The organism is Psychroserpens sp. NJDZ02 (assembly GCF_004843725.1).
GTDB lineage: Bacteria > Bacteroidota > Bacteroidia > Flavobacteriales > Flavobacteriaceae > Olleya.
This window is the reverse complement of sequence record NZ_CP039451.1, coordinates 3,260,629-3,280,449: the sequence shown is the minus strand read 5'-3', so window position 1 is coordinate 3,280,449 and position 19,821 is coordinate 3,260,629. Positions and strand designations below refer to the sequence as shown.

Annotated in this window: 22 protein-coding genes; 12 read left to right on the top strand and 10 right to left on the bottom strand. The window is 31.9% G+C overall.

The features are described 5' to 3' along the window. The first annotated feature begins 4 nt into the window (after positions 1–4). Together E9099_RS14480 and E9099_RS14475 are read left to right on the top strand one after the other, a co-directional pair. Positions 5–694, top strand: coding sequence for a haloacid dehalogenase type II (locus E9099_RS14480; RefSeq protein WP_136584248.1), 690 nt, complete (start codon positions 5–7; stop codon positions 692–694). A gap of 175 nt (positions 695–869) precedes the next feature. Then, on the top strand, positions 870–1,133 hold the full coding sequence (locus tag E9099_RS14475; RefSeq protein WP_136584247.1) for a hypothetical protein: 264 nt from the start codon (positions 870–872) through the stop codon (positions 1,131–1,133). Positions 1,134–1,226: 93 nt separating this feature from the next. On the opposite strand, the gene E9099_RS14470 is transcribed toward E9099_RS14475, so the two are convergent. Further along, positions 1,227–2,174, bottom strand: a complete 948-nt coding sequence (locus E9099_RS14470; RefSeq protein ID WP_136584246.1) for a phosphoribosylaminoimidazolesuccinocarboxamide synthase — start codon at positions 2,172–2,174, stop codon at positions 1,227–1,229. A gap of 47 nt (positions 2,175–2,221) precedes the next feature. Further along, positions 2,222–3,175 carry a PhoH family protein gene (locus E9099_RS14465; protein WP_136584245.1) on the bottom strand — a complete coding sequence of 318 codons (954 nt, stop codon included), beginning with the start codon at positions 3,173–3,175 and terminating at the stop codon, positions 2,222–2,224. A gap of 108 nt (positions 3,176–3,283) precedes the next feature. Between E9099_RS14465 and E9099_RS14460 the strand changes: the two genes are divergently transcribed. From E9099_RS14460 to E9099_RS14430, 7 genes are all read left to right on the top strand, one after another. Further along, positions 3,284–4,141 (top strand): S-adenosyl-l-methionine hydroxide adenosyltransferase family protein, encoded by an 858-nt coding sequence (locus E9099_RS14460; RefSeq protein ID WP_136584244.1) that lies wholly within the window; start codon positions 3,284–3,286, stop codon positions 4,139–4,141. Between the two features lie 15 nt (positions 4,142–4,156). Continuing rightward, complete coding sequence (locus E9099_RS14455; RefSeq protein WP_136584243.1) at positions 4,157–4,453, top strand: putative quinol monooxygenase; 297 nt, start codon at positions 4,157–4,159, stop codon at positions 4,451–4,453. 56 nt (positions 4,454–4,509) lie between these two features. After that, complete coding sequence (gldF, locus tag E9099_RS14450; protein WP_136584242.1) at positions 4,510–5,223, top strand: gliding motility-associated ABC transporter permease subunit GldF; 714 nt, start codon at positions 4,510–4,512, stop codon at positions 5,221–5,223. A gap of 1 nt (position 5,224) precedes the next feature. Continuing rightward, on the top strand, positions 5,225–5,710 hold the full coding sequence (locus E9099_RS14445; RefSeq protein ID WP_136584241.1) for a hypothetical protein: 486 nt from the start codon (positions 5,225–5,227) through the stop codon (positions 5,708–5,710). Further along, entirely contained in the window at positions 5,703–7,370 is a 1,668-nt protein-coding gene (gldG, locus tag E9099_RS14440; RefSeq protein WP_240788906.1) for a gliding motility-associated ABC transporter substrate-binding protein GldG, read from the top strand. The genes E9099_RS14445 and gldG overlap by 8 nt, the downstream gene beginning before the upstream one ends. An 84-nt stretch (positions 7,371–7,454) precedes the next feature. Next, on the top strand, positions 7,455–8,573 hold the full coding sequence (gene dnaN / locus E9099_RS14435) for a DNA polymerase III subunit beta (protein WP_136584239.1): 1,119 nt from the start codon (positions 7,455–7,457) through the stop codon (positions 8,571–8,573). Positions 8,574–8,746: 173 nt separating this feature from the next. Beyond that, positions 8,747–9,127, top strand: coding sequence for a hypothetical protein (locus E9099_RS14430; RefSeq protein ID WP_136584238.1), 381 nt, complete (start codon positions 8,747–8,749; stop codon positions 9,125–9,127). A 72-nt stretch (positions 9,128–9,199) separates the two neighbouring features. On the opposite strand, the gene E9099_RS14425 is transcribed toward E9099_RS14430, so the two are convergent. Further along, positions 9,200–9,538 carry a DUF4870 domain-containing protein gene (locus E9099_RS14425; RefSeq protein ID WP_136584237.1) on the bottom strand — a complete coding sequence of 113 codons (339 nt, stop codon included), beginning with the start codon at positions 9,536–9,538 and terminating at the stop codon, positions 9,200–9,202. A gap of 156 nt (positions 9,539–9,694) precedes the next feature. Here E9099_RS14425 and E9099_RS14420 point away from each other — a divergent pair, with 156 nt between their 5' ends. Beyond that, positions 9,695–11,431, top strand: coding sequence for an alkaline phosphatase D family protein (locus tag E9099_RS14420; protein WP_136584236.1), 1,737 nt, complete (start codon positions 9,695–9,697; stop codon positions 11,429–11,431). Positions 11,432–11,945: 514 nt separating this feature from the next. On the opposite strand, the gene E9099_RS14415 is transcribed toward E9099_RS14420, so the two are convergent. The 7 genes from E9099_RS14415 to E9099_RS14385 form a co-directional block, all read right to left on the bottom strand. Next, positions 11,946–12,452 carry a hypothetical protein gene (locus E9099_RS14415; RefSeq protein WP_136584235.1) on the bottom strand — a complete coding sequence of 169 codons (507 nt, stop codon included), beginning with the start codon at positions 12,450–12,452 and terminating at the stop codon, positions 11,946–11,948. A 48-nt stretch (positions 12,453–12,500) separates the two neighbouring features. Beyond that, positions 12,501–12,677: an integrase core domain-containing protein gene (locus tag E9099_RS14410; protein ID WP_136584234.1), complete on the bottom strand. Its 177-nt coding sequence runs from the start codon at positions 12,675–12,677 to the stop codon at positions 12,501–12,503. Positions 12,678–12,994: 317 nt separating this feature from the next. After that, entirely contained in the window at positions 12,995–14,203 is a 1,209-nt protein-coding gene (tyrS, locus tag E9099_RS14405) for a tyrosine--tRNA ligase (protein ID WP_136584233.1), read from the bottom strand. Positions 14,204–14,872: 669 nt separating this feature from the next. Beyond that, positions 14,873–15,499 (bottom strand): toxin-antitoxin system YwqK family antitoxin, encoded by a 627-nt coding sequence (locus tag E9099_RS14400; RefSeq protein ID WP_136584232.1) that lies wholly within the window; start codon positions 15,497–15,499, stop codon positions 14,873–14,875. Positions 15,500–15,539: 40 nt separating this feature from the next. Continuing rightward, a complete protein-coding gene (locus E9099_RS14395) occupies positions 15,540–15,716 on the bottom strand; it encodes an integrase core domain-containing protein (RefSeq protein WP_136584231.1) in 177 nt (58 codons plus the stop codon). 436 nt (positions 15,717–16,152) lie between these two features. Next, entirely contained in the window at positions 16,153–16,593 is a 441-nt protein-coding gene (locus E9099_RS14390; protein ID WP_136584230.1) for a hypothetical protein, read from the bottom strand. Continuing rightward, positions 16,593–17,387, bottom strand: coding sequence for a hypothetical protein (locus E9099_RS14385; RefSeq protein WP_136584229.1), 795 nt, complete (start codon positions 17,385–17,387; stop codon positions 16,593–16,595). The genes E9099_RS14390 and E9099_RS14385 overlap by 1 nt, the downstream gene beginning before the upstream one ends. A gap of 48 nt (positions 17,388–17,435) precedes the next feature. Between E9099_RS14385 and E9099_RS14380 the strand changes: the two genes are divergently transcribed. Next, positions 17,436–18,565 (top strand): IS3 family transposase gene (locus E9099_RS14380; protein ID WP_136584228.1). Its coding sequence is split into 2 segments (ribosomal slippage): positions 17,436–17,697 and positions 17,697–18,565, totalling 1,131 coding nucleotides; the frame shifts between segments, so codons are not numbered across the junction. Between the two features lie 222 nt (positions 18,566–18,787). After that, positions 18,788–19,795 (top strand): IS30 family transposase, encoded by a 1,008-nt coding sequence (locus tag E9099_RS14375; RefSeq protein ID WP_136581813.1) that lies wholly within the window; start codon positions 18,788–18,790, stop codon positions 19,793–19,795. The last annotated feature ends 26 nt before the right edge of the window (positions 19,796–19,821 follow it).

The window sequence follows — 19,821 nt, the reverse complement described above, 5'->3', positions numbered from 1 at the left end:
TGATATGACTACTAAAACCAGACCAAAGGTTTTGTTTTTTGATGTAAACGAAACCTTGTTAGATTTAACTATAATGAAAAAACAAGTGGGTGATGCTTTAGGCGGAAACCAAGAGTTGTTATCCTTATGGTTTACAACAATGTTACAGTATTCATTAGTGGTTTCGGCTAGTGGTCGTTATCAACCATTTGGACATATTGGTGCTGCTGCATTACAAATGGTTGCAGCCAATCAAGATATTACCATTCCGGAAGATAAAGCACGAGATATTATTGTAAATGCTATGCAAAACTTACCGCCACATCCAGAAGTAAAGGAAGCTTTAAAAGCATTAAAAAATGATGGCTACACTTTAGTAGCACTGACTAATTCTAATGCAGAAAGCTTAAAAAACAAATTTGAAAACGTGGGATTAACCACTTATTTTGACAAGTTATTAAGTATTGAGTCTGTTGGAAAATTCAAGCCTTTTACAGATGTTTATAATTGGGCAGCCAAAAATATGAATGTCAAACCTGAAGACTGCATGCTAATTGCTGCACATGGCTGGGATGTTGCTGGCGCACTTTGGGCTGGTTGGCGCGCAGCGTTTGTTAGTCGTCCAGGGCAGCAAACATTTCCGTTAGCACCTAAGACTGAAATTAATGAAAGTGATTTGCAAAAAGTAGCTGCTATTTTAGTTTCTTATAAATAAAGGAATACATTTGGATTAATACAATTCATCCTTTTTACGATTTTTTACACATTAAAAAAAATCTATTACTTTTGTAAAAAAGGAGATAAAGCAGTAATACTTACCTAGTTTTAGTATTTCAATATTTTGCCTCTTTTTTGACTGGACACCTTAGAAAACGATAACACCAAGACTTATGAGTACTTTATCAAATATTAAATCTGAAATTGAAAGTTATAAAACGGAATCAAATTTAACGGAATTACAAATCGTAGAGAAGTTGAAAGATTACTACTTTAACAAGCAAGTCAATGACAATTTAAAACTGTATAAAAAAGGAAAAAAGAAAGTCAGTGATATTACTAAAGATTTAAAAATTTCTCCTCGAAAGTTTTATGCCATTTTAGAAAAGAAAAAAATTGAACATAAAAAATATAACACTAGTAATAAAGAAGCCTAAATAATATAAGTAAAGCTGTCATTACTGATGTCAACAAATAAAAAAGAGCTTGCATACGCAAGCTCTTTTTTATTTAATAGTTTTATAATATTCCTATTGTAAATAAGCTAAAACATTAGCTTCAATACGTTCCTGAATATTAGACACATCCGCTTTTACAAATGGTTCTCCCATAATATTTTCGTATAATTCAATATAACGTTCTGATACGGTTTCAATATACGCATCAGACATTACCGGAACGGTTTGACCTTCTAATCCTTGAAAATCATTAGCAATTAACCATTGTCTGACAAACTCTTTAGACAATTGTTTCTGAGCTTCATTATTATTTTGACGGTCTTGGTAGCCTTCTGCATAAAAATAACGCGAAGAATCTGGCGTATGGATTTCGTCAATTAAAACAATTTTCCCCTCTTTAGTTTTACCAAATTCATATTTAGTATCTACAAGAATTAAGCCACGTGATGCTGCAATTTCAGTCCCTCTTTGGAATAATTTACGCGTGTAATCTTCTAAGACAATATAATCGGCTTCACTTACAATTCCTTTTTTCAAAATATCTTCTCTAGAGATATCTTCATCGTGATCCCCCATTTCTGCTTTAGTCGCAGGTGTAATGATAGGCTCAGGAAACTTATCGTTCTCCTTCATACCTTCTGGCATTGCAACACCGCAAAGCATACGCTTCCCAGCTTTATACTCGCGTGCAGCATGACCAGACATGTAACCACGTATTACCATTTCGACTTTAAAAGGCTCGCATAAATGTCCAACCGCAACGTTTGGATCTGGTGTTGCTGTTAACCAGTTTGGCACCACATCTTCCGTAGCCTTCATCATACTAGTTGCAATCTGATTAAGAATTTGTCCTTTATAAGGAATCCCTTTAGGCATAACCACATCAAAGGCACTTAATCTATCTGTAGCAATCATGACTAATTCTTCGTCATTGATATTATAAACGGCTCTAACTTTTCCTTTGTAAAGACTTTTTTGATTTGGAAAATTAAAATTGGTATCTATTATTGTATTACTCATTACTTAATCTGGTAATTTATTTAATTTATATTTTATACTAGTCCTATCTAATCAACATTTTCGATATGCTTATAAGCCTCTATAATCTTCTTGACCAATTTATGACGTACAACATCCTTATCATCTAGAAAAATCATTCCTACACCTTCTACTCCTTTTAAAATAAGCAAGGCTTCTTTTAAACCAGAAATAGTACGACGTGGTAAATCTATTTGTCCTGGATCACCGGTTAGCAAAAATTTAGCATTTTTCCCCATTCTGGTTAAAAACATCTTCATTTGTGCATGTGTTGTATTTTGACCTTCATCCAAAATAACAAAAGCATGATCCAACGTACGTCCACGCATAAAGGCTAATGGAGCAATCTGTATGGTGCCGTTTTCTATATAATGTGCTAGTTTTTCAGCAGGAATCATATCCCGTAAAGCATCATAAATAGGTTGCATGTAAGGATCTAATTTTTCTTGTAAATCTCCCGGTAAAAATCCTAAATTTTCTCCCGCTTCCACCGCAGGACGCGTTAATATAATACGTTTTACTTCTTTGTTTTTTAAGGCTTTTACTGCCAACGCAACTCCTGTATATGTCTTTCCTGTTCCGGCTGGTCCAATTGCAAAAACCATATCGTTTTTACGCATCAACTCTACCATTTTACGTTGGTTAGCTGTGATCGGTTTAATAGGTTTTCCATTTACACCATGTACCAAAACTTCGCCACTTTGCTCTGAAGTCTTATAATCATCACCGCTTTGACTTGTTAACACACGTTCAATAACGTTTTCGTCTAACTTATTATACTTAGAAAAATGCATTATTAGCATGGTCATTCTACGATCAAATTCTTCAAGAAGCTCGTCATCTCCAAAGGCTTTAATTTTGTTCCCTCTAGCGACTATCTTAAGTTTTGGAAAGTATTTTTTTAAAAGTGTAATGTTTTCGTTTCCCGTTCCAAAAAACTCTTTTGGAGACATCTCTTCTAGCTCAATAATTATTTCGTTCAAAAGCGCTGATTTATTAAATTAATCTGTACAATTTTGTTAGTTTTGTCTATCTAACAAATTTACACCTTTTTTGTGTGTTTAAGGTTAAAAAAATATCAACAATAATTCATGCCAATTATAACGCTTACCACAGATTTTGGAGAGAAAGATCACTATGCCGGCGCAATCAAAGGTGCTATTTATAGTGAATTACCTGAGGTTAGAATTGTTGATATCTCTCACTCTGTCTCTCCTTTTAATATTGCTGAAGCTGCATATATTATTCAAAATGCTTATAGTAGTTTTCCTAAAGGTAGTATTCACTTAATAGGTATTGACTCGGAATTAAATCAAGAAAACAAACATATTGCAGTGGAGTTGGATGACCATTATTTTGTATGTGCCAACAATGGAATAATGAGTATGATTGCTAATGAAATTGCGCCCTCTAAATTAGTCGAAATTAATATACACGATAAAATAGAAACGAGTTTTCCTGTATTGGATGTCTTTGTAAAAGTTGCTTGTCATATTGCCCGAGGTGGTACTCTTGAAGTGATTGGTAAAGCGATTAACACTATCAAACCCATTAAAAACTTAGTCCCTTATGTTAATGAGGAACAAACGCAAATTATAGGAAGTATAATTTATATTGATAATTATGGTAATGTTGTCACGAATATAAAGAAATCCTTTTTTGAGAAATTACAAAAAGGCAGAACTTACGAGGTGTCCGCTAGAAATAATAAATTTAAAAAAATACAAAATAAATATAGTGATATTGTAAACTTTGACATCCCAGAAGATAAGCGTACTGATGAAGGTCGTGGTTTAGTTGTTTTTAATAGCTCTAATTATTTAGAAATAGCAATTTACAAAAGTAACAATCAAACCGTTGGAAGCGCCAGTAGTTTAATGGGGTTAGGATTACGTGACACGATAACCATAAATTTTATAAAAGAAGAACCCGTAAATTTTAACGGATAAACACCTACTAATACAATGTTTGTAAGAATTGTAAAATTAAGTTTTGCTGAAGAAAACATAGCGACCTTTCTCGCTAATTTTGAAACTATAAAATATAAAATTAGAAATTTTGAAGGCAATCAATTATTAGAGTTATATCAAGACAAACACAATAGTAACGTGTTTTTTACGTATAGTTACTGGGATGCTGAAAGTGATTTAGAAAATTATAGAAACTCTGAATTATTCAAAGGAATTTGGGCAAAAACAAAACCCTTATTTAATGCAAAACCTGAAGCTTGGAGTGTTGACAAATTAGCGTCACTAAAATAAAACTAATTCGGGAGTTGATTGACAACCAAATAACCACATTAATAAAGAAATAAAGCATGCTAGCCATACTTAAAAAAGAAATAAATTCATTTTTCGCGTCGCCCATTGGCTATTTAGTCATTACTATATTTTTAGTACTAAACGGTCTATTTTTGTGGGTCTTTAAAGGCGAATTTAATATCCTTGATAACGGATTTGCAGACTTATCCTCTTTTTTCTTATTAGCGCCTTGGATACTAATATTCTTGATTCCTGCTGTAACTATGCGCAGTTTTAGTGACGAGAAAAAACAAGGGACTTTAGAGTTGTTATTAACCAAGCCTATTAGTACATTACAATTAGTTTTAGGTAAATATCTTGGTGCTTTTATACTAATTTTAATAGCGTTAATTCCAACAGTATTATACGTTTACACAGTCTATCAATTAGGTAATCCTACTGGTAATCTCGATTTTGGAAGCACGTTAGGCTCTTATTTTGGACTGTTATTTTTAGTTGCGGCTTACACTGCTATTGGTGTTTTTGCATCTACATTATCAGACAACCAAATCGTTGCCTTTATCGTCGCTGTATTTTTATGCCTGTTTTTTTATATTGGATTTGAAGGTATTGCAGATGTAGTTTCTAATAATATGATTGAAAACCTAGGAATGAATGCACATTTTAAAAGCATGAGTCGCGGTGTGTTAGATACGAGGGATATTATCTACTTTTTAAGCGTGACGACATTGTTTATAATGTTAACCAAATTTAACATCAAAAAACAATAATATGGTTATTACAATTGGATTAGTTATTTCGTTTATTGCTGTTTTTATTTTGGCTTGGCTATTTATAAAAACTATTGGAGACAACAAGTGGCTTAGTTTGTTAATCACAATAGTAGCAACACCTCTACTCTATTTTTATTTATTTTACCCGATAGTCAATATCTTTTCAAATTATCATCATCAAAAATATTTTAACTCGGAAGACTGGGCAGAATTTCCTGAATTGCGTTTTGAAATGATGGATCAATTAAATAATGAGAATCAATTAATTGGACTGTCCAAATCTAAAATTGCTAATGATTTTGGAACTGCCGAATGGTATGGTTGGGATGATAGTATAAAAGCGAACTCTAAAGACCAATGGAACTATAACATGGGCTTTAAACCTGGTGCTTTTAATATGGAACAAGAATGTATTGAGCTTCAGTTTAAAAATGATACAGTAGCCGCAATTAAAACCTATAAACTTGAGAAAAAATTTGAATAAATCTATCAAAAATATCGCACTTTTAGTCGTTGGTTTAATTTTACTAAACGTACTTGCTCAAAAGGTTTATAAACGTTTTGATTTAACTACCGATCAACGTTACACACTTAATCCTTCGGCTTTAGCCATATTGGATAAAGCAGAATCTCCTGTGGTTATAGATGTGTATTTGGAAGGCGATGGTTTTCCTTCAGAATTCAGAAAACTACAATCAGAAACTAGACAATTACTTGAAGAATTTAAAGCGTATAACAACAATATTAGCTTCAATTTTATAAATCCGATTGAAAACGAAGCAACACGCGATCAAAATATTCAACAGTTAAATGCCCGTGGTTTAACACCCATGCAATTAAACGTCCAGGAGAATGGAAAATCAAGCCAAGCTGTTATTTTCCCATGGGCTTTGGCCAGTTATAATGATACTACGGTAAAAATTCCTTTAGTAAAAAACACCATTGGAGCCACGCAACAACAATTAGTAACTAATTCTGTACAACAGTTAGAGTATGCTTTTGCAGACGGTTTTAGCAAATTAGTTAATCCTAAACGTCGTAAAATAGCGGTTTTAAAAGGTAATGGACAACTTGAAAACAAATACATTGCCGATTATATAAAAAGCATTAGAGATTATTATTTTATAGCTCCTTTTACTTTAGATAGTGTGGCCAATCATGCCGAAAGTACGCTAAAAAAATTGCAAGACTTTGATTTAATTATTTCAGCTAAACCAACAGAACCCTTTACCGAAGCTGAAAAATTTGTATTAGACCAGTATACCATGAACGGCGGAAAAAGTTTGTGGATGGTAGAACAAGTCGCAATGAGTAAAGACAGTTTGTATAATGACTTGGGTAAAAACATAGCAATGCCTATGGACTTAAACCTAACCGACTTTTTCTTTAAATATGGCGTCCGTATCAATCCATTAATTGTAAGCTCCATGTACTCCGCTCCGATTACATTAGCCTCGGGAGAAGGTAGCGAAAGTCAATTCCAGAGTTACCCTTGGACCTACTCCCCTTTAGCTAAAGGAAACTCTAAACATCCCATTGTAAACAATTTAGACTTTTTAAAGTTTGATTTTGCAAATCCAATGGACCTTATAAAAAGCAGTACTAAAAAAACTATTTTATTACAAAGTGCTCCTTTAAGTAAATTAGAAGGTACTCCAAGAGAAATAAGCTTGGATATGGTTAATGATAAATTAGACCCTAAATCGTTTAATAAAGGGCCTCAAAATCTAGCTGTACTATTAGAAGGCACCTTCACCTCTGCCTATAAAAACAGAGTTAAACCCTTAAAATTAGCAAACACTAAAGCGCAAAGTATCCCTACCAAAATGGTGGTCATTTCTGATGGTGACATTGTTAAAAATGAAGTGGGCAGAACCGGTCCTGAAGAGCTTGGTTTTGATAAATATACTGGACAGACTTTTGGTAATAAAGAATTTTTAGTAAATGTGGCTAATTATCTTTTGGACGACAACGGACTTATAAACATTAGATCTAAAGAAATTGCTGTTGCTTTTTTAAATCCCGAAAAAATAACCGAAGAAAAAACAAAATGGCAACTCTTAAATGTCTTATTACCATTGGTTTTATTAGGTGTTTTTGGTTTTCTGTTTAACTACTTCCGAAAGAAAAAATACGCAAAGTAAGTGTTAATAAGTTTGTTTCTTTTTTTAACGCATTAGCAATATATTTGTAAGACCATTATTAATAGTATTAATTTCCATATATAGATGAAATTTATTGTATCAAGTACTTACTTACTAAAACAACTACAGGTTTTAGGAGGTGTAATAAACAGCTCGAATACACTACCAATTTTAGATAATTTTTTATTCGACTTAAACGAATCTAAACTAACGGTATCAGCAAGTGATTTAGAAACAACGATGTCTGCAGTATTAGATGTAGACAGTGATAATGAAGGAAGCGTTGCTATTCCTGCCCGTTTACTGTTAGATACTTTAAAAACGTTTCCAGAGCAACCCTTAACATTTGTTATTGAAGAGAATAACATTGTTGAAATCAGCTCTAATCATGGTAAATACGCTTTAGCTTATGCTGACGGAAACGAATTCCCGAAAGCTGTAAGTCTTGAAGATCCAAGTAATACAAAAATGCCTGGTCATATTTTAGCGACTGCTATTAACAAAACTATTTTTGCTGCTGGTAATGATGATTTAAGACCTGTAATGAGTGGTGTGTTTTTCCAATTCTCTACCGAAGGTTTAACATTTGTTGCTACGGATGCACACAAATTAGTAAAATATACTAGAGATGACGTCAAAGCATCTCAGGTTGCTGAGTTTATTATGCCTAAAAAACCTTTAAACTTATTAAAAGGAATTTTAGGAGCAAGTGACGACGAAATCACTATCGAGTATAATGATTCTAATGCGAAATTCACTTTTGAAAATACCGTATTAATTTGTCGTTTAATTGATGGTAAATATCCAAACTACGAAGCAGTAATACCAAAAGAAAATCCGAACAAATTAACGATTGACAGAACTCAATTTTTAAATTCTGTGCGTCGTGTTAGTATTTTCTCAAACAAAACAACACATCAAATTAGATTAAAAATTGCTGGAGCAGAACTAAATATCTCTGCAGAAGACATTGACTACTCTAACAAAGCAGAAGAGCGTTTGACTTGTGATTATCAAGGTGACGATATGCAAATAGGGTTTAACTCTCGTTTTTTAACAGAAATGTTGAATAACTTAGGTTCTAATGAGGTACAACTAGAATTAAGTATGCCAAACAGAGCTGGTATTCTTACACCAATTGACGACTTAGAAGAAGGTGAACATGTCACTATGTTAGTTATGCCTGTTATGCTAAACAGCTAATTTAAAACCTCTTATAACACTATAAAAGAAGCAATTCTAACGAGTTGCTTTTTTTTTGTTTCGTAAATAATGCATTTATAACTACTTATTTTACTATTTTTAGCCTAATTAAAGTACTTAATAATATACTTCAATGATAATTATTAAGTCTTATTGCTTAATTAATCCAGCATATGAAAAGTAAAATAAAACTGATTCATTTAGTTGTTGTTTGCATAACACTATGGTCTTGTAAGCAAGATGACCAAACAACAGCAACTGATACTAACCAGTCGATACTTGGTGAATGGTTAAGAAGTGACTTTCTTGTAGATGCTACCACCCAATATAAACTTCATTTTTATGACGCTAACAACGACGGATTAATAACCAACCAAGTAACTTCAAAAGAAGGTGTTATCTCTAGCGCAACTCCGTTTAACTGGTCTCTTATTCATAACACATTAACTATAACAAAAGACGATTCAAGTCAAATTATTACAAACGTTGCCTATTTAGATAATGGAAACTTGTATTTAGCTGATTTTTCCACTTTGGAATTTATTAAACAATAACACCAAATATTATTTAAAACTAAAAACGCAACCCTCACAGGTTGCGTTTTTCACTTTATCAAATTAATATAACTAACTAATAAAATTAAAAGATAAAGGGTATTCTGGGTTTTCGCCTTGACTAACTTTCACAGCGTTTATTATTGGATATATAATCGAGATTACACCTAAAACGAACCAACCTAAAAAACCTAATCCAAATAGCAGTATTAAGGGCACACATACTACATATAAAAGCACTAAACTTAACTGAAAGTTTACAATGCTTTTTCCATGCGTATCCATTTGATATATTTTATCTTTTTGTGTTATCCACAATACTAAAGGCGCTATTAAGCTACCACACCCTATAATTAAGGATACCAATTGACTTAAATGGGTTAATACTAATAATTCTCTGTTTTGTGTCATAGCGATTTGATTTAATGATTGATACTTATAAGACGTATAAAACGCAAAAATGTTACATCTCTCAAAATAGAGTAGCATTTAATTTATTCATAACATCAAAATAACTCACAAATAACATGGAAGAATTAACTATGCATATATAAAAAACCAATCAAAATGAATAAACAATTTAACAGACGGTCATTTTTAAAAAACACATTATTAGCAACAGGAGGCATTATATTGATTCCAAATTTTATTAGTTGCTCAAACGATGATGATTTAAGCGACCCAAGTATAATCCCAGAACACCTAGACGAAACAAATTATGAATATGGTGTTGCAAGTTTCGACCCTACGCAATCGCAAGTCATCATCTGGACTAGATACACCTCAAATAGCACAACTGCGACTCTAACATGGCAAATTGCAACAGATGTTATGTTTTCTAATTTAGTAAGAAGTGGAGAAGTTACAACAGATAGTTCTCGCGATTTTACAGTAGCTGTCGAAGTACAAAACTTACAAGCCGACCAAAAATTGTATTACCGTTTTATTAATAGCAATGATGCTACTGTTTCTCCAATTGGTGAAACTATAACATTACCTTCCGGAGGAGTTGATCAGGTAAAAATTGGTGTGACCTCTTGTGCTAATTATGCTGCTGGATTATTTAATGTCTATAGTACGATGGCCACATCAAATATCGATATCGTTGTTCATTTAGGTGATTATATTTATGAATATGGTGCTGGTCAATATGGTACAAATGCGTTTACAGAGACTTTAGGTAGAACTCATAGTCCAGCGCATGAAATTATTTCATTAGAAGATTATAGAGCAAGATATAAGCAATACAGAAGTGATGAAAATCTAATGTTATTGCATCAAAAAAAACCATTTATAGCCGTTTGGGATGATCATGAAATAACAAACGACACGTATAAAGATGGTGCACAAAACCATCAAGATAATGAAGGGGCTTTTGAAGTAAGAAAACAAAATGCGTTACAAGCCTATAGCGAGTATTTACCTGCAATGACTAACGATGCTAGTATTATTTATAGAAGTTTTCAAATAGGAAACTTAGTTAATTTAGTAATGCTAGACACCAGACTAGTTGATAGAGAAAAGCAATTAGAAATCACAGATTATTTTAATGCTTCAGGTGATTTTGATACTACAACATTTCAACAAGACTGGTTAAATCCTAATAGAACAATGTTAGGTACAACGCAAAAAAACTGGTTATTAAATGAAGTTGCTAGCAATAGTGCAGAATGGCAAGTATTAGGCCAACAAGTATTAATGGGTAAAATGATGATTCCTGCCGAATTATTAAGCGCTTTAGGTACTATTATTGGAGAAGTAAGTGCGACAGGATCTGCCTCTTCCGATTCTATGCAACTGTTTCAGCAACAATTAGAAGAATTAGTGCAACTAAAACTAAGAGTACTTAATAACGATCCTAGTCTAACGGCGTATGAATTAGCAAGAATCAATACGGTTTTACCTTACAACTTAGATGCTTGGGATGGTTACCCTGCCGAAAGAGAAATAATCCTTGAAGCCTTTGCTGGTAAAAAAGTCGTTGTTTTAGCTGGAGACACACATAATGCTTGGTCCAACACAGTAGTATCCAACAGCGAAAATGTAACTGTTACAGAGTTGGCAACATCTTCTGTAAGCTCGCCAGGTTTTGATACTTACTTAGGGTCCTCCCCTACTTTTGTTAATAGTTTTCAGGACGCCATAACACTATTAATAGATGGATTAAATTATTTTGATTCTGCTAGACGTGGTTATATGGAAGTTACATTTAGTCCTGGAACTGCAACATCCGATTGGATATATGTAGACTCTGTTTTTTCAGAATCCTTTTCAACCATAATAGGACACTCGATAACCCTATAATAACCTAACTATATCATAAAAACAACCTAAGTATCAATCTTTATACTCAGGTTGTTTTTTAATATCAGCACTTATCTTCAAAACGTAATACTAATTAAACAAATCACGTATAAAAATCTAACCCCATACTTCTACTTCCTTTACAACAACAAATTATCACTTTAATATTATGGATTATAAGCAGAAATATTATTGAGATAAACATCTAATAATTTAAAAAAGCTAACAAATAAAACAGGTATTACACTATCCATCAAGATTATAAATCTGTCAGCGATAGCTTATAAGCTTAAAAAGCATTTAAAGTTTGTCCAAAATAGAGCAAAAACATTTGGGGATTTGTTTTTTGAAATAATACTAGTTCACAAGGTCATAGACTTCCATTTAAGCGTATCAAAATTAAGGTAAATCTTAATAAATAATAAAATTAAGACTCTTAAAAAGGCTTAATTTATTCAGTTTATTAAAACATTATGGGGTTGATCAACGGTTACTTTTGTTATAACACGTTATATTATGATTTTGTGAAATCCAATAAAACTATAAGTAGTATTTCAATTATTGCTATAATGGATGCAGCGATGTTTGTTTTTAATAAATCACTTCTTTTTATTCCATAAACTAATTTACTGTTTTCATAACTATTCATTAATAATAATGAAAAGATAGAGATTATAATTACACCAGCAACTAATACAATTGTTCCGTCTCTTTCTAACTCTGTACTTATAGAAAAATAAATAAAAAATAAAAGCCAAAAATAATAGAATGAACAAACTAGTAACCATCCAATTTTATTATTAATAAAAACTCCACTTAAAGGAATGATAAGCAAAAGAGATGTCCTTAGAATTGAAGTACTAAATGCAATTTTGAAATACTCAGAAATTCCACCATTATTTCCAACTGTTGTATAGTAATCTACTAATTGGTTATAATCAATAATTAAAACAACAATAGAAATAATTATAATCGGAACTTTTATTAATATATTTAATCTAGGCTTGTTAGTTTCTTCCAATTTGCTTTAATGTCTAGCCCTACAATATGGCTACTGCCTAAAATAAAATTAAGCTGCTAATTTATATACCATATTAGGAGTTTTATAATCTAAAGATAAATGTAATCTTACTTCGTTGTATAATTTTTTTGCATTTTTTGCAGCTCTCTTTGCGTGGCTCACATTATCAAAGGTTTGATCGAAATAAAATTCATCTTTTAAGATGCCATTTACACGTTCTGTCATGGCATTTTCTTAACAAGCGTATTGTTCAGTAAAGGGTGACGACCAATTAGTAAAAAAGGAAGCTGTATAAAAGGAAAACGACAAAGCACGGTAGCCCTTTTTTTTGGTACACTAACCCCGTTTTTAGGCATGGGAAAAGTGAATACCCTTGGGATTAAACAAGCTAATAAGTGTTTAAATGCTATGTTTTAAGCCACTTGCATTTTATAAAAAATACGGAGAGTCAAAATTAAAAACAGCTTAAATTTAAATATTTTAAGCTGTTTTTGTTCTTTTTTAAGGGGTTGTGCAACGGTTATTAGTGTTAGCAGCCGGCTTTATTCTATTAATTCGTAAAAATCTCTTTTTCCTATTTTTATTTTTGTACCTGATTTTATGGTTATTTCTGTATTTATATCTTTGTCTTTTTTCAAATTAACTTGCACTGCACCATCTTCAATTAATCTCCGGATAGCCGATTTTGATAACCCTTTTTTTAATTGAACACATAAATCTATTAATTTAATTGTCTTTTTTTCTTGTTGGATATTATTAATTAATACGGGTTCAAATTCTTTGTCTTCAAATTTCTTGTTCTGAAATTGGTTTTTAAAATGTTCTTCTGCTTGTTGAGCTAGGCTGCTATTATGGTATTGAGTAATAATATTTTTAGCAATTATTTTTTTAATTTCCATTGGGTTTTCTCCATTGTCTAATCTGGTTTTAATTGCTTTTTTTTCATTTAAAGAGAAATCGGTTGTTAAATGAAGGAATTCCTCAATCAAATTATCAGGAATAGACATCGTTTTTCCAAACATATCCTTTGGATTATCTGTTAATCCAATGATATTATTTAACGACTTGCTCATTTTTTCTATTCCATCAAGTCCTTTTAATAATGGCATACACATTACAATTTGTGGATTCATGTCAAAAGTTTCCTGAAGTTTCCTCCCCATTGTACAGTTAAAAAGTTGGTCTGTGCCTCCCATTTCAATGTCTGCTTTAATTTCTACCGAGTCAAAACCTTGTAAAATCGGGTAGACCATCTCGTGCATTGCAATTGGTGTATTTTCAGTAAACCGTTTATTAAAATCATTTCTATTCATAAGCTGAGCAGCGGTCACTTTTGATAAAACTTGAATCACTTCTGTAAATGATAATTTGTCTAACCATTCAGAATTATAAACTATTTTAACTTTATCAATGTCTATGATTTTAGATAATTGATTTAAGTATGTTTCAGCATTATGTTTAACAGCTTCTACTGATAATGGTTTTCTACTTTTGTTCTTTCCTGTAGGGTCGCCAATTCTTGCTGTAAAATCTCCAACTAAAATTATAACCTGATGCCCTAAATCTTGAAACTCTCTGAGTTTTTTTAGTACAACTGCGTGTCCTAAGTGTAAATCTGGTGCAGTTGGGTCAAAACCAAGTTTTATAATGAGCTTTCGATTCTCTTTTTTCGCTTGTTCTAACTTTTCTTCCAATCCATTTTCTGGAAGAAGGATCTCTACATTTTCTTTTAATCTATTTATTGTTTCCATATTTTTTTAAATAAAAAAAGCCCGAGCAAATGCTCGGGCTTTATAGTTATGTTATAATTTATAATTATCAGTTATTATTTGAAGTATACACATAGACATTCCGAGCAGATATTATTTTGTTATAATAAGTGCTGAAATAAGGAAGGCGTAATATGTTATTCAATCTTTTCATTTTCTAAATGTAATTTTAAATTTTTAATCTACAATTTATTTTGTATCGTAATTTTTGTTTTAGCTGTTTTGTCCTGAATTTTGTTCAGTAAATGGAGACGACCAATTATTAAAAAAGGAAGCTGTATAAAAGGAAAACAACAAAGTACGGTAGCCCATGTTTTTTTTGAAACATTAACCCCCTTTTTAGGCATGGAAAAGTGGATACCCTTGAGATTAAACAAGCTAATAAGTGTATGGATCTATCTGCAACAGCCTATAATCTTAAAAAGTATTTAAAACATATGAAAAATGGACCAGAAAGTATAGCGGGACTATTTGCTTTTATTAAAAGCACCAAAAATCACCTAATAAGTCTTTAAATACTATGTTTTAAGCCACTTGCATTTTAGAGAAAATACGGAGAATGGAAATTAAAAAGAGCTTAAAATCATAGATTTTAAGCTCTTTTTATGCTTTTTTAAGGGGTTGTGCAACGGTTATTAGTGTTAGAAAACGTTAATTTTCTTCAATCTTAATTAAATCTCCGTTTTCATTATAGTATTTCCAAGCTCCAGATTTTATGTCATTAACATAATTTCCAATAGACATTAAATTCCCATTTTCAAAGAAAGACTTTCTTTCACCAAACTCTTTTCCTTTAACATACTGTCTAATTACCATTAATTTTCCAGATTCGTAATAATATTTCCATTCACCTGTTTCAATATCATTTTTGTATTCACCTGCTTTCATTAATTCACCATTTCTATAAAAAAAAACAGAACTTCCATTCTTCAAATCGTTTTCATATTTTATTTCAAAAACTAACCGATCTTTCCCTCCTTTGTAATATTCAGAATTGATGTCTATTTGCCCCTTTTTATATTTTTTATCAAAAGCTAATTGCTCTTTTCCATCTTTAAAGTATCTTTTCCAAAGTCCATTTTTTTCTCCATTTTGATAATTACCTACTTCGTCTAAATTTCCACTTGAACGATAATATTCCCAAAGACCTTCTTTAGTATCATTTAAATATTCTCCTATGGCATAATCTCCATTCTCTTTAATCTCTTTTTTATCTTGCGATTGGCAAGAAAACAGAATAAAAACAATTAGTATAGTTATATAATGTAGTTTTTTCATAATGTCTTGTCCTGAAATATGGCTACAGGTTAAAATTGAATTAAGCTGATACTTTATATATCATATTAGTTGTTATATAATCTAAAGATAAATGTAATCTTACTTGGTTGTATAAATTAATTGCATTTTTTGCAGCGCTCTTTGCGTGTCCCAAGTTATCAAAGGTTTGATCGAAATAAAATTCATCTTTTAAGATGCCATTTACACGTTCTGCCATTGCGTTTTCCTAACAGCTGTTTTCTTCAGTAAATGGAAACGACCAATTAGTAAAAAAGGAAGCTATATAAAAGGAAAACGATAAAGCACGGTAGCCCCTGTTTTTGAAACATTAACCCAGTTTTTAGACATGGGTAAAGTGAATACCCTTGGGATTAAACAAACTAATAAGTGTATGCCTCTATCCGCAACAGTATATAATATTAAAAAGTATATAAAATATATGAAAAACCAACCAGAAAGTATAGCGGGACTACTTGCTTTTATTCAAAGCACCAAAAACCATCTAACAAGTGCTTAATTGCTATATTTTAAGCTAGTTGCATTTTAGAGAAGATACGGAGAGTCAAAATTAAAAACAGCTTAAAATCAAAGATTTCAAGCTGTTTTGTGCTTTTTTAAGGGGTTTGTGCAACGGTTACTGGTGTTGGTAGTAGTTATTTTACAGGAAATGAATATCTATATTTTTTATGCTTTAAACTGTTTGCTTTTTCTTGTTTATGATGTATTGACACTTCTATTATTAAACTGTCGATGCATTTTTTATTTGTTAATTCTTTATTAACTCTTTCACTAATTTTAAAAATATAATTATCTAATATTTTTTTTGATTGAGTTATAGAATCATTATTAACATATAGATTTAAAGGTAATTTTCCTTGACAATTTTCAATTTCGAACTTTGGAATAGGTGTAAAGAAAGTACTTATATTACTATTTGTTTCTTTTTGTATCTTTTTCTCTAATGCTTTTAATTTTTCTGTTACTTTAATAACTTCCATACGTTGTGAACCTATAGTAATAATATAAGCATAAGCGTAATATCCAATTGCAGTTGTTACAAATAGAGCTAATATGATTGTAATTGTTTTTTTCATTATTCTACTTCTATTAAAGGTGGACAATTAGTAACTATATATTCATCATCAATTCTGTAAAACTTAGTGCTGTTTTTAACTTTGGTTTGGTCTTGACCAGAGTAAAAATCTCCATTATGTTCACCTTGTACTAAAAAGGATTTAACCTCTTTTAAGTCAGACACTTTTTTGAAAACACTATTCCCATTTGTCCAGCCATGGACACCTGTCCAACCAGTATCTTGATAATATACTATTCCCATTTTTGTTACTCCTTTTATTTTGTGTTCATTTACTACCCAATCTACAATTGCGTAATAACTATCCCACTTTTTAAATTTTAGCCCTCTTATCCCTTGTATCCACTTTTTATTTGAAATAGAATCACTAAAAAACATGTATAAAAGCTGGTAACTAGGAATCTTTGGATTAATTTCAAATTCATCTCCTTCATCGGGCGATAATAAAATGTGTTCGCCAATAGTATGTCCCTTTTCGTGTATATAGTCTGCTACTCCAGCTGCATAAGCACCACCTTCACTATGAGAAACTAAATAAACAGATTCGTTTCCTAGACCTTGAGTAATTTCAGTATAATTATCTTCTGCAAATTTTCTTCCATTATTAAATCTATCTTTCCCATTTTGGTCAAAAGCGTGGTCTGACGAGCCATCAAAATAAAGAATATAATTTCTTTTTTCTAGTTCATCAATTGAAAATTCAGAATTATTTATTTCGAACTTAGGTTTATTTACTGAATCTTGAAAATATATGTTAGCATTATTAGCAATTCCATTAACCTGTAAGCTTCCCATAAAACCGAACTGTTTAAAAGTAGAATAATTATCTTAAATTTAAACATTATGAGAAAGAGTAAATTTTCACCCCAGCAGATTGCAAAAATTTTAAAGGAATTCGACAACGGTAAGAGTGTTGATCAAATCAGTAGAGAACACGGGGTTAGTTCTGCTGCTTTTTACAAATGGCGTTCTAAGTACGCGGGAATGAATTCCAAGGAGTTAAAAAGGCTCAAGGAGCTTGAAGAAGAGAATCGCAAGCTCAAGCAGATGTATGCTACTTTGGCTCTTGACCATCAAATGGCAAAGGAGATCATTGAAAAAAAGCTCTAAAGCCCTACCGTAAGCGAGTTATCACCAAGGCGCTTATTCATTACGGTATTAGTAGGGCGTGCCGAGTTTTAAATATGAGTAAGAGTGTTTATTATTACAAGCCATTACCTAAAGATGACACTGCCATAGAACAGGCTTTACAGCAAAAAGCTAAGGAACACTCAGAAGAAGGTTTTTGGAAGGCTTATGATAGATTACGTAACGAAGGAAAACCTTGGAACCATAAACGTATGCACAGAGTTTATGTGGCACTAGGTCTTCCTCTACGACGAAAAGTAAAAAAACGATTACCAGCAAGAATAAAAGAACCTTTAGAGATACCGAGTGAGCTTAACCATACTTGGAGTATGGATTTTGTAACTGATGTGCTAGAAAACAAAAGACGTTTTAGGGCATTTAATATTATAGATGATTATAACAGAGAAGCATTACACATAGAAATAGACTTTTCATTGACCAGTAACCGTATTGTATGGGTGCTTAATCATCTTATCAATAGAAAAGGTAAACCAATGAAGATACGTATGGATAATGGACCTGAATTCATCGCCCACATTACCAATGATTGGAGTAAGATGCACGATATAGAGTTTAAATATATACAACCTGGAAAACCCACTCAAAATGCCTTTATAGAAAGATTTAATGGCTCCTACAGAAGAGGTGTTCTCAATAAATACATTTTTGAAGATATCGATCAAGTAAGAGAGCAAACACAAATATGGATGGACGATTATAATCATCACAGACCACACGACTCACTAGGAAAAATACCGCCAATAAAATATGCGAAAATTAATTCTTCTAGGGCTAGCCCCAGAAGAATTAAAAACAATAACTTTATAGAAGTTTTAGAAAACTAAGCAGTTCTAATTTGGGGAAGCCTACATGTAGTTTTTATTTAGCATTAATTCTCGTCATTGTAAATAAGTCTATTCTTTCATCTATATCGTCAATAGAAAAATAAGCCTCCTTTTTTTAATATTTTAAATTATCCAAGTTCAAGTCATAAGTGCAACACGACTATTTAAAATAGATGGAGCTAGCCCCATCTATTTTAGGCTCAATATTTATATTCGTTTTGGATGAAACATTACAAACAATTGACCTTGTTACAAAGGTATCAAATCTCTGCATTATTAGAGACAGGAATTAGTATAACACAAATAGCAAAAATTATTGGTGTTAATAAAAGTACCGTATCAAGAGAATTAAAAAGGAATACTCCCAGTCGAGGTCGTACAGCTGGCATTTACATTGCAGAACACGCGCAACATAAAGCGCTTAATAGACATTGCCTAAAACCAAAATCAATTATTTTAACTGATGGACTTAAAAAACGAATAGCCGATTTAATGGAACATGAGAAGTGGAGTCCAGAATTGATTGCAAAACGATTAGTAAAAGAATCTGAACTCTGCGTTAGCCACGAGACTATCTATAAATGGATATGGACAGCAAAGCACAGCAACCATAGAAATCACAATGCTTACAAGAAACTATACAAGCACTTGCGCCACACTGGTAGAAGGCAAAAGAGAAATAACATAAAAGATAAACGAGGAGCTATTATCGGTCGTATAGGGATAGATAAGAGACCTAAGGTTGTCGAAGAACGTTCACGCATTGGAGATATAGAGGTCGATCTTATGATGGGTAGTAATCATAAATCAGCATTACTGGTTATGACAGACAGAGCAACTCTTGTAACGATGATAGAAAAGCTCAGTAGTAAAAATGCAGATGAAGTTTATCAAAAAATGAATCAACGCCTAACTAATTTTGACTCATCTTGGGTTAAGACAATAACATTTGATAATGGAAAGGAGTTTGCTCGCCATGGAGAAATAGCAAAAGACGTCAATGCGAAAACATATTTCACAAGACCATACACCTCTCAGGATAAGGGAACTGTAGAAAACAGAATCGGGGTAATAAGAAGATTTTTTCCAAAGAAAACAGACCTTAGAAAAGTCTCTAACAAAAGAATAAAAGAAGTAGAAAGATTACTAAATTACAGACCTATTAGAAAGTTTAATTATAATAACCCTATTGAAACCCTAAAAAGTATGAGTGTTGCACTTATGGGTTGAACTCAGCTTATATAAAAAAAATCATT

Bases quoted from the DNA above. Each gene is read 5' to 3' on its own strand.
- E9099_RS14420 (WP_136584236.1), top strand. From the start codon at position 9,695: ATGAATAAACAATTTAACAGACGGTCATTTTTAAAAAACACATTATTA.
- E9099_RS14445 (WP_136584241.1), top strand. From the start codon at position 5,225: ATGGTTATTACAATTGGATTAGTTATTTCGTTTATTGCTGTTTTTATT.
- E9099_RS14385 (WP_136584229.1), bottom strand. From the start codon at position 17,387: ATGGGAAGCTTACAGGTTAATGGAATTGCTAATAATGCTAACATATAT.
- E9099_RS14470 (WP_136584246.1), bottom strand. From the start codon at position 2,174: ATGAGTAATACAATAATAGATACCAATTTTAATTTTCCAAATCAAAAA.
- gldF (WP_136584242.1), top strand. From the start codon at position 4,510: ATGCTAGCCATACTTAAAAAAGAAATAAATTCATTTTTCGCGTCGCCC.
- E9099_RS14430 (WP_136584238.1), top strand. From the start codon at position 8,747: ATGAAAAGTAAAATAAAACTGATTCATTTAGTTGTTGTTTGCATAACA.
- E9099_RS14455 (WP_136584243.1), top strand. From the start codon at position 4,157: ATGTTTGTAAGAATTGTAAAATTAAGTTTTGCTGAAGAAAACATAGCG.
- E9099_RS14475 (WP_136584247.1), top strand. From the start codon at position 870: ATGAGTACTTTATCAAATATTAAATCTGAAATTGAAAGTTATAAAACG.
- E9099_RS14460 (WP_136584244.1), top strand. From the start codon at position 3,284: ATGCCAATTATAACGCTTACCACAGATTTTGGAGAGAAAGATCACTAT.
- E9099_RS14375 (WP_136581813.1), top strand. From the start codon at position 18,788: ATGAAACATTACAAACAATTGACCTTGTTACAAAGGTATCAAATCTCT.
- dnaN (WP_136584239.1), top strand. From the start codon at position 7,455: ATGAAATTTATTGTATCAAGTACTTACTTACTAAAACAACTACAGGTT.
- E9099_RS14425 (WP_136584237.1), bottom strand. From the start codon at position 9,538: ATGACACAAAACAGAGAATTATTAGTATTAACCCATTTAAGTCAATTG.
- E9099_RS14410 (WP_136584234.1), bottom strand. From the start codon at position 12,677: ATGACAGAACGTGTAAATGGCATCTTAAAAGATGAATTTTATTTCGAT.
- E9099_RS14395 (WP_136584231.1), bottom strand. From the start codon at position 15,716: ATGGCAGAACGTGTAAATGGCATCTTAAAAGATGAATTTTATTTCGAT.
- E9099_RS14400 (WP_136584232.1), bottom strand. From the start codon at position 15,499: ATGAAAAAACTACATTATATAACTATACTAATTGTTTTTATTCTGTTT.
- E9099_RS14390 (WP_136584230.1), bottom strand. From the start codon at position 16,593: ATGAAAAAAACAATTACAATCATATTAGCTCTATTTGTAACAACTGCA.
- tyrS (WP_136584233.1), bottom strand. From the start codon at position 14,203: ATGGAAACAATAAATAGATTAAAAGAAAATGTAGAGATCCTTCTTCCA.
- E9099_RS14480 (WP_136584248.1), top strand. From the start codon at position 5: ATGACTACTAAAACCAGACCAAAGGTTTTGTTTTTTGATGTAAACGAA.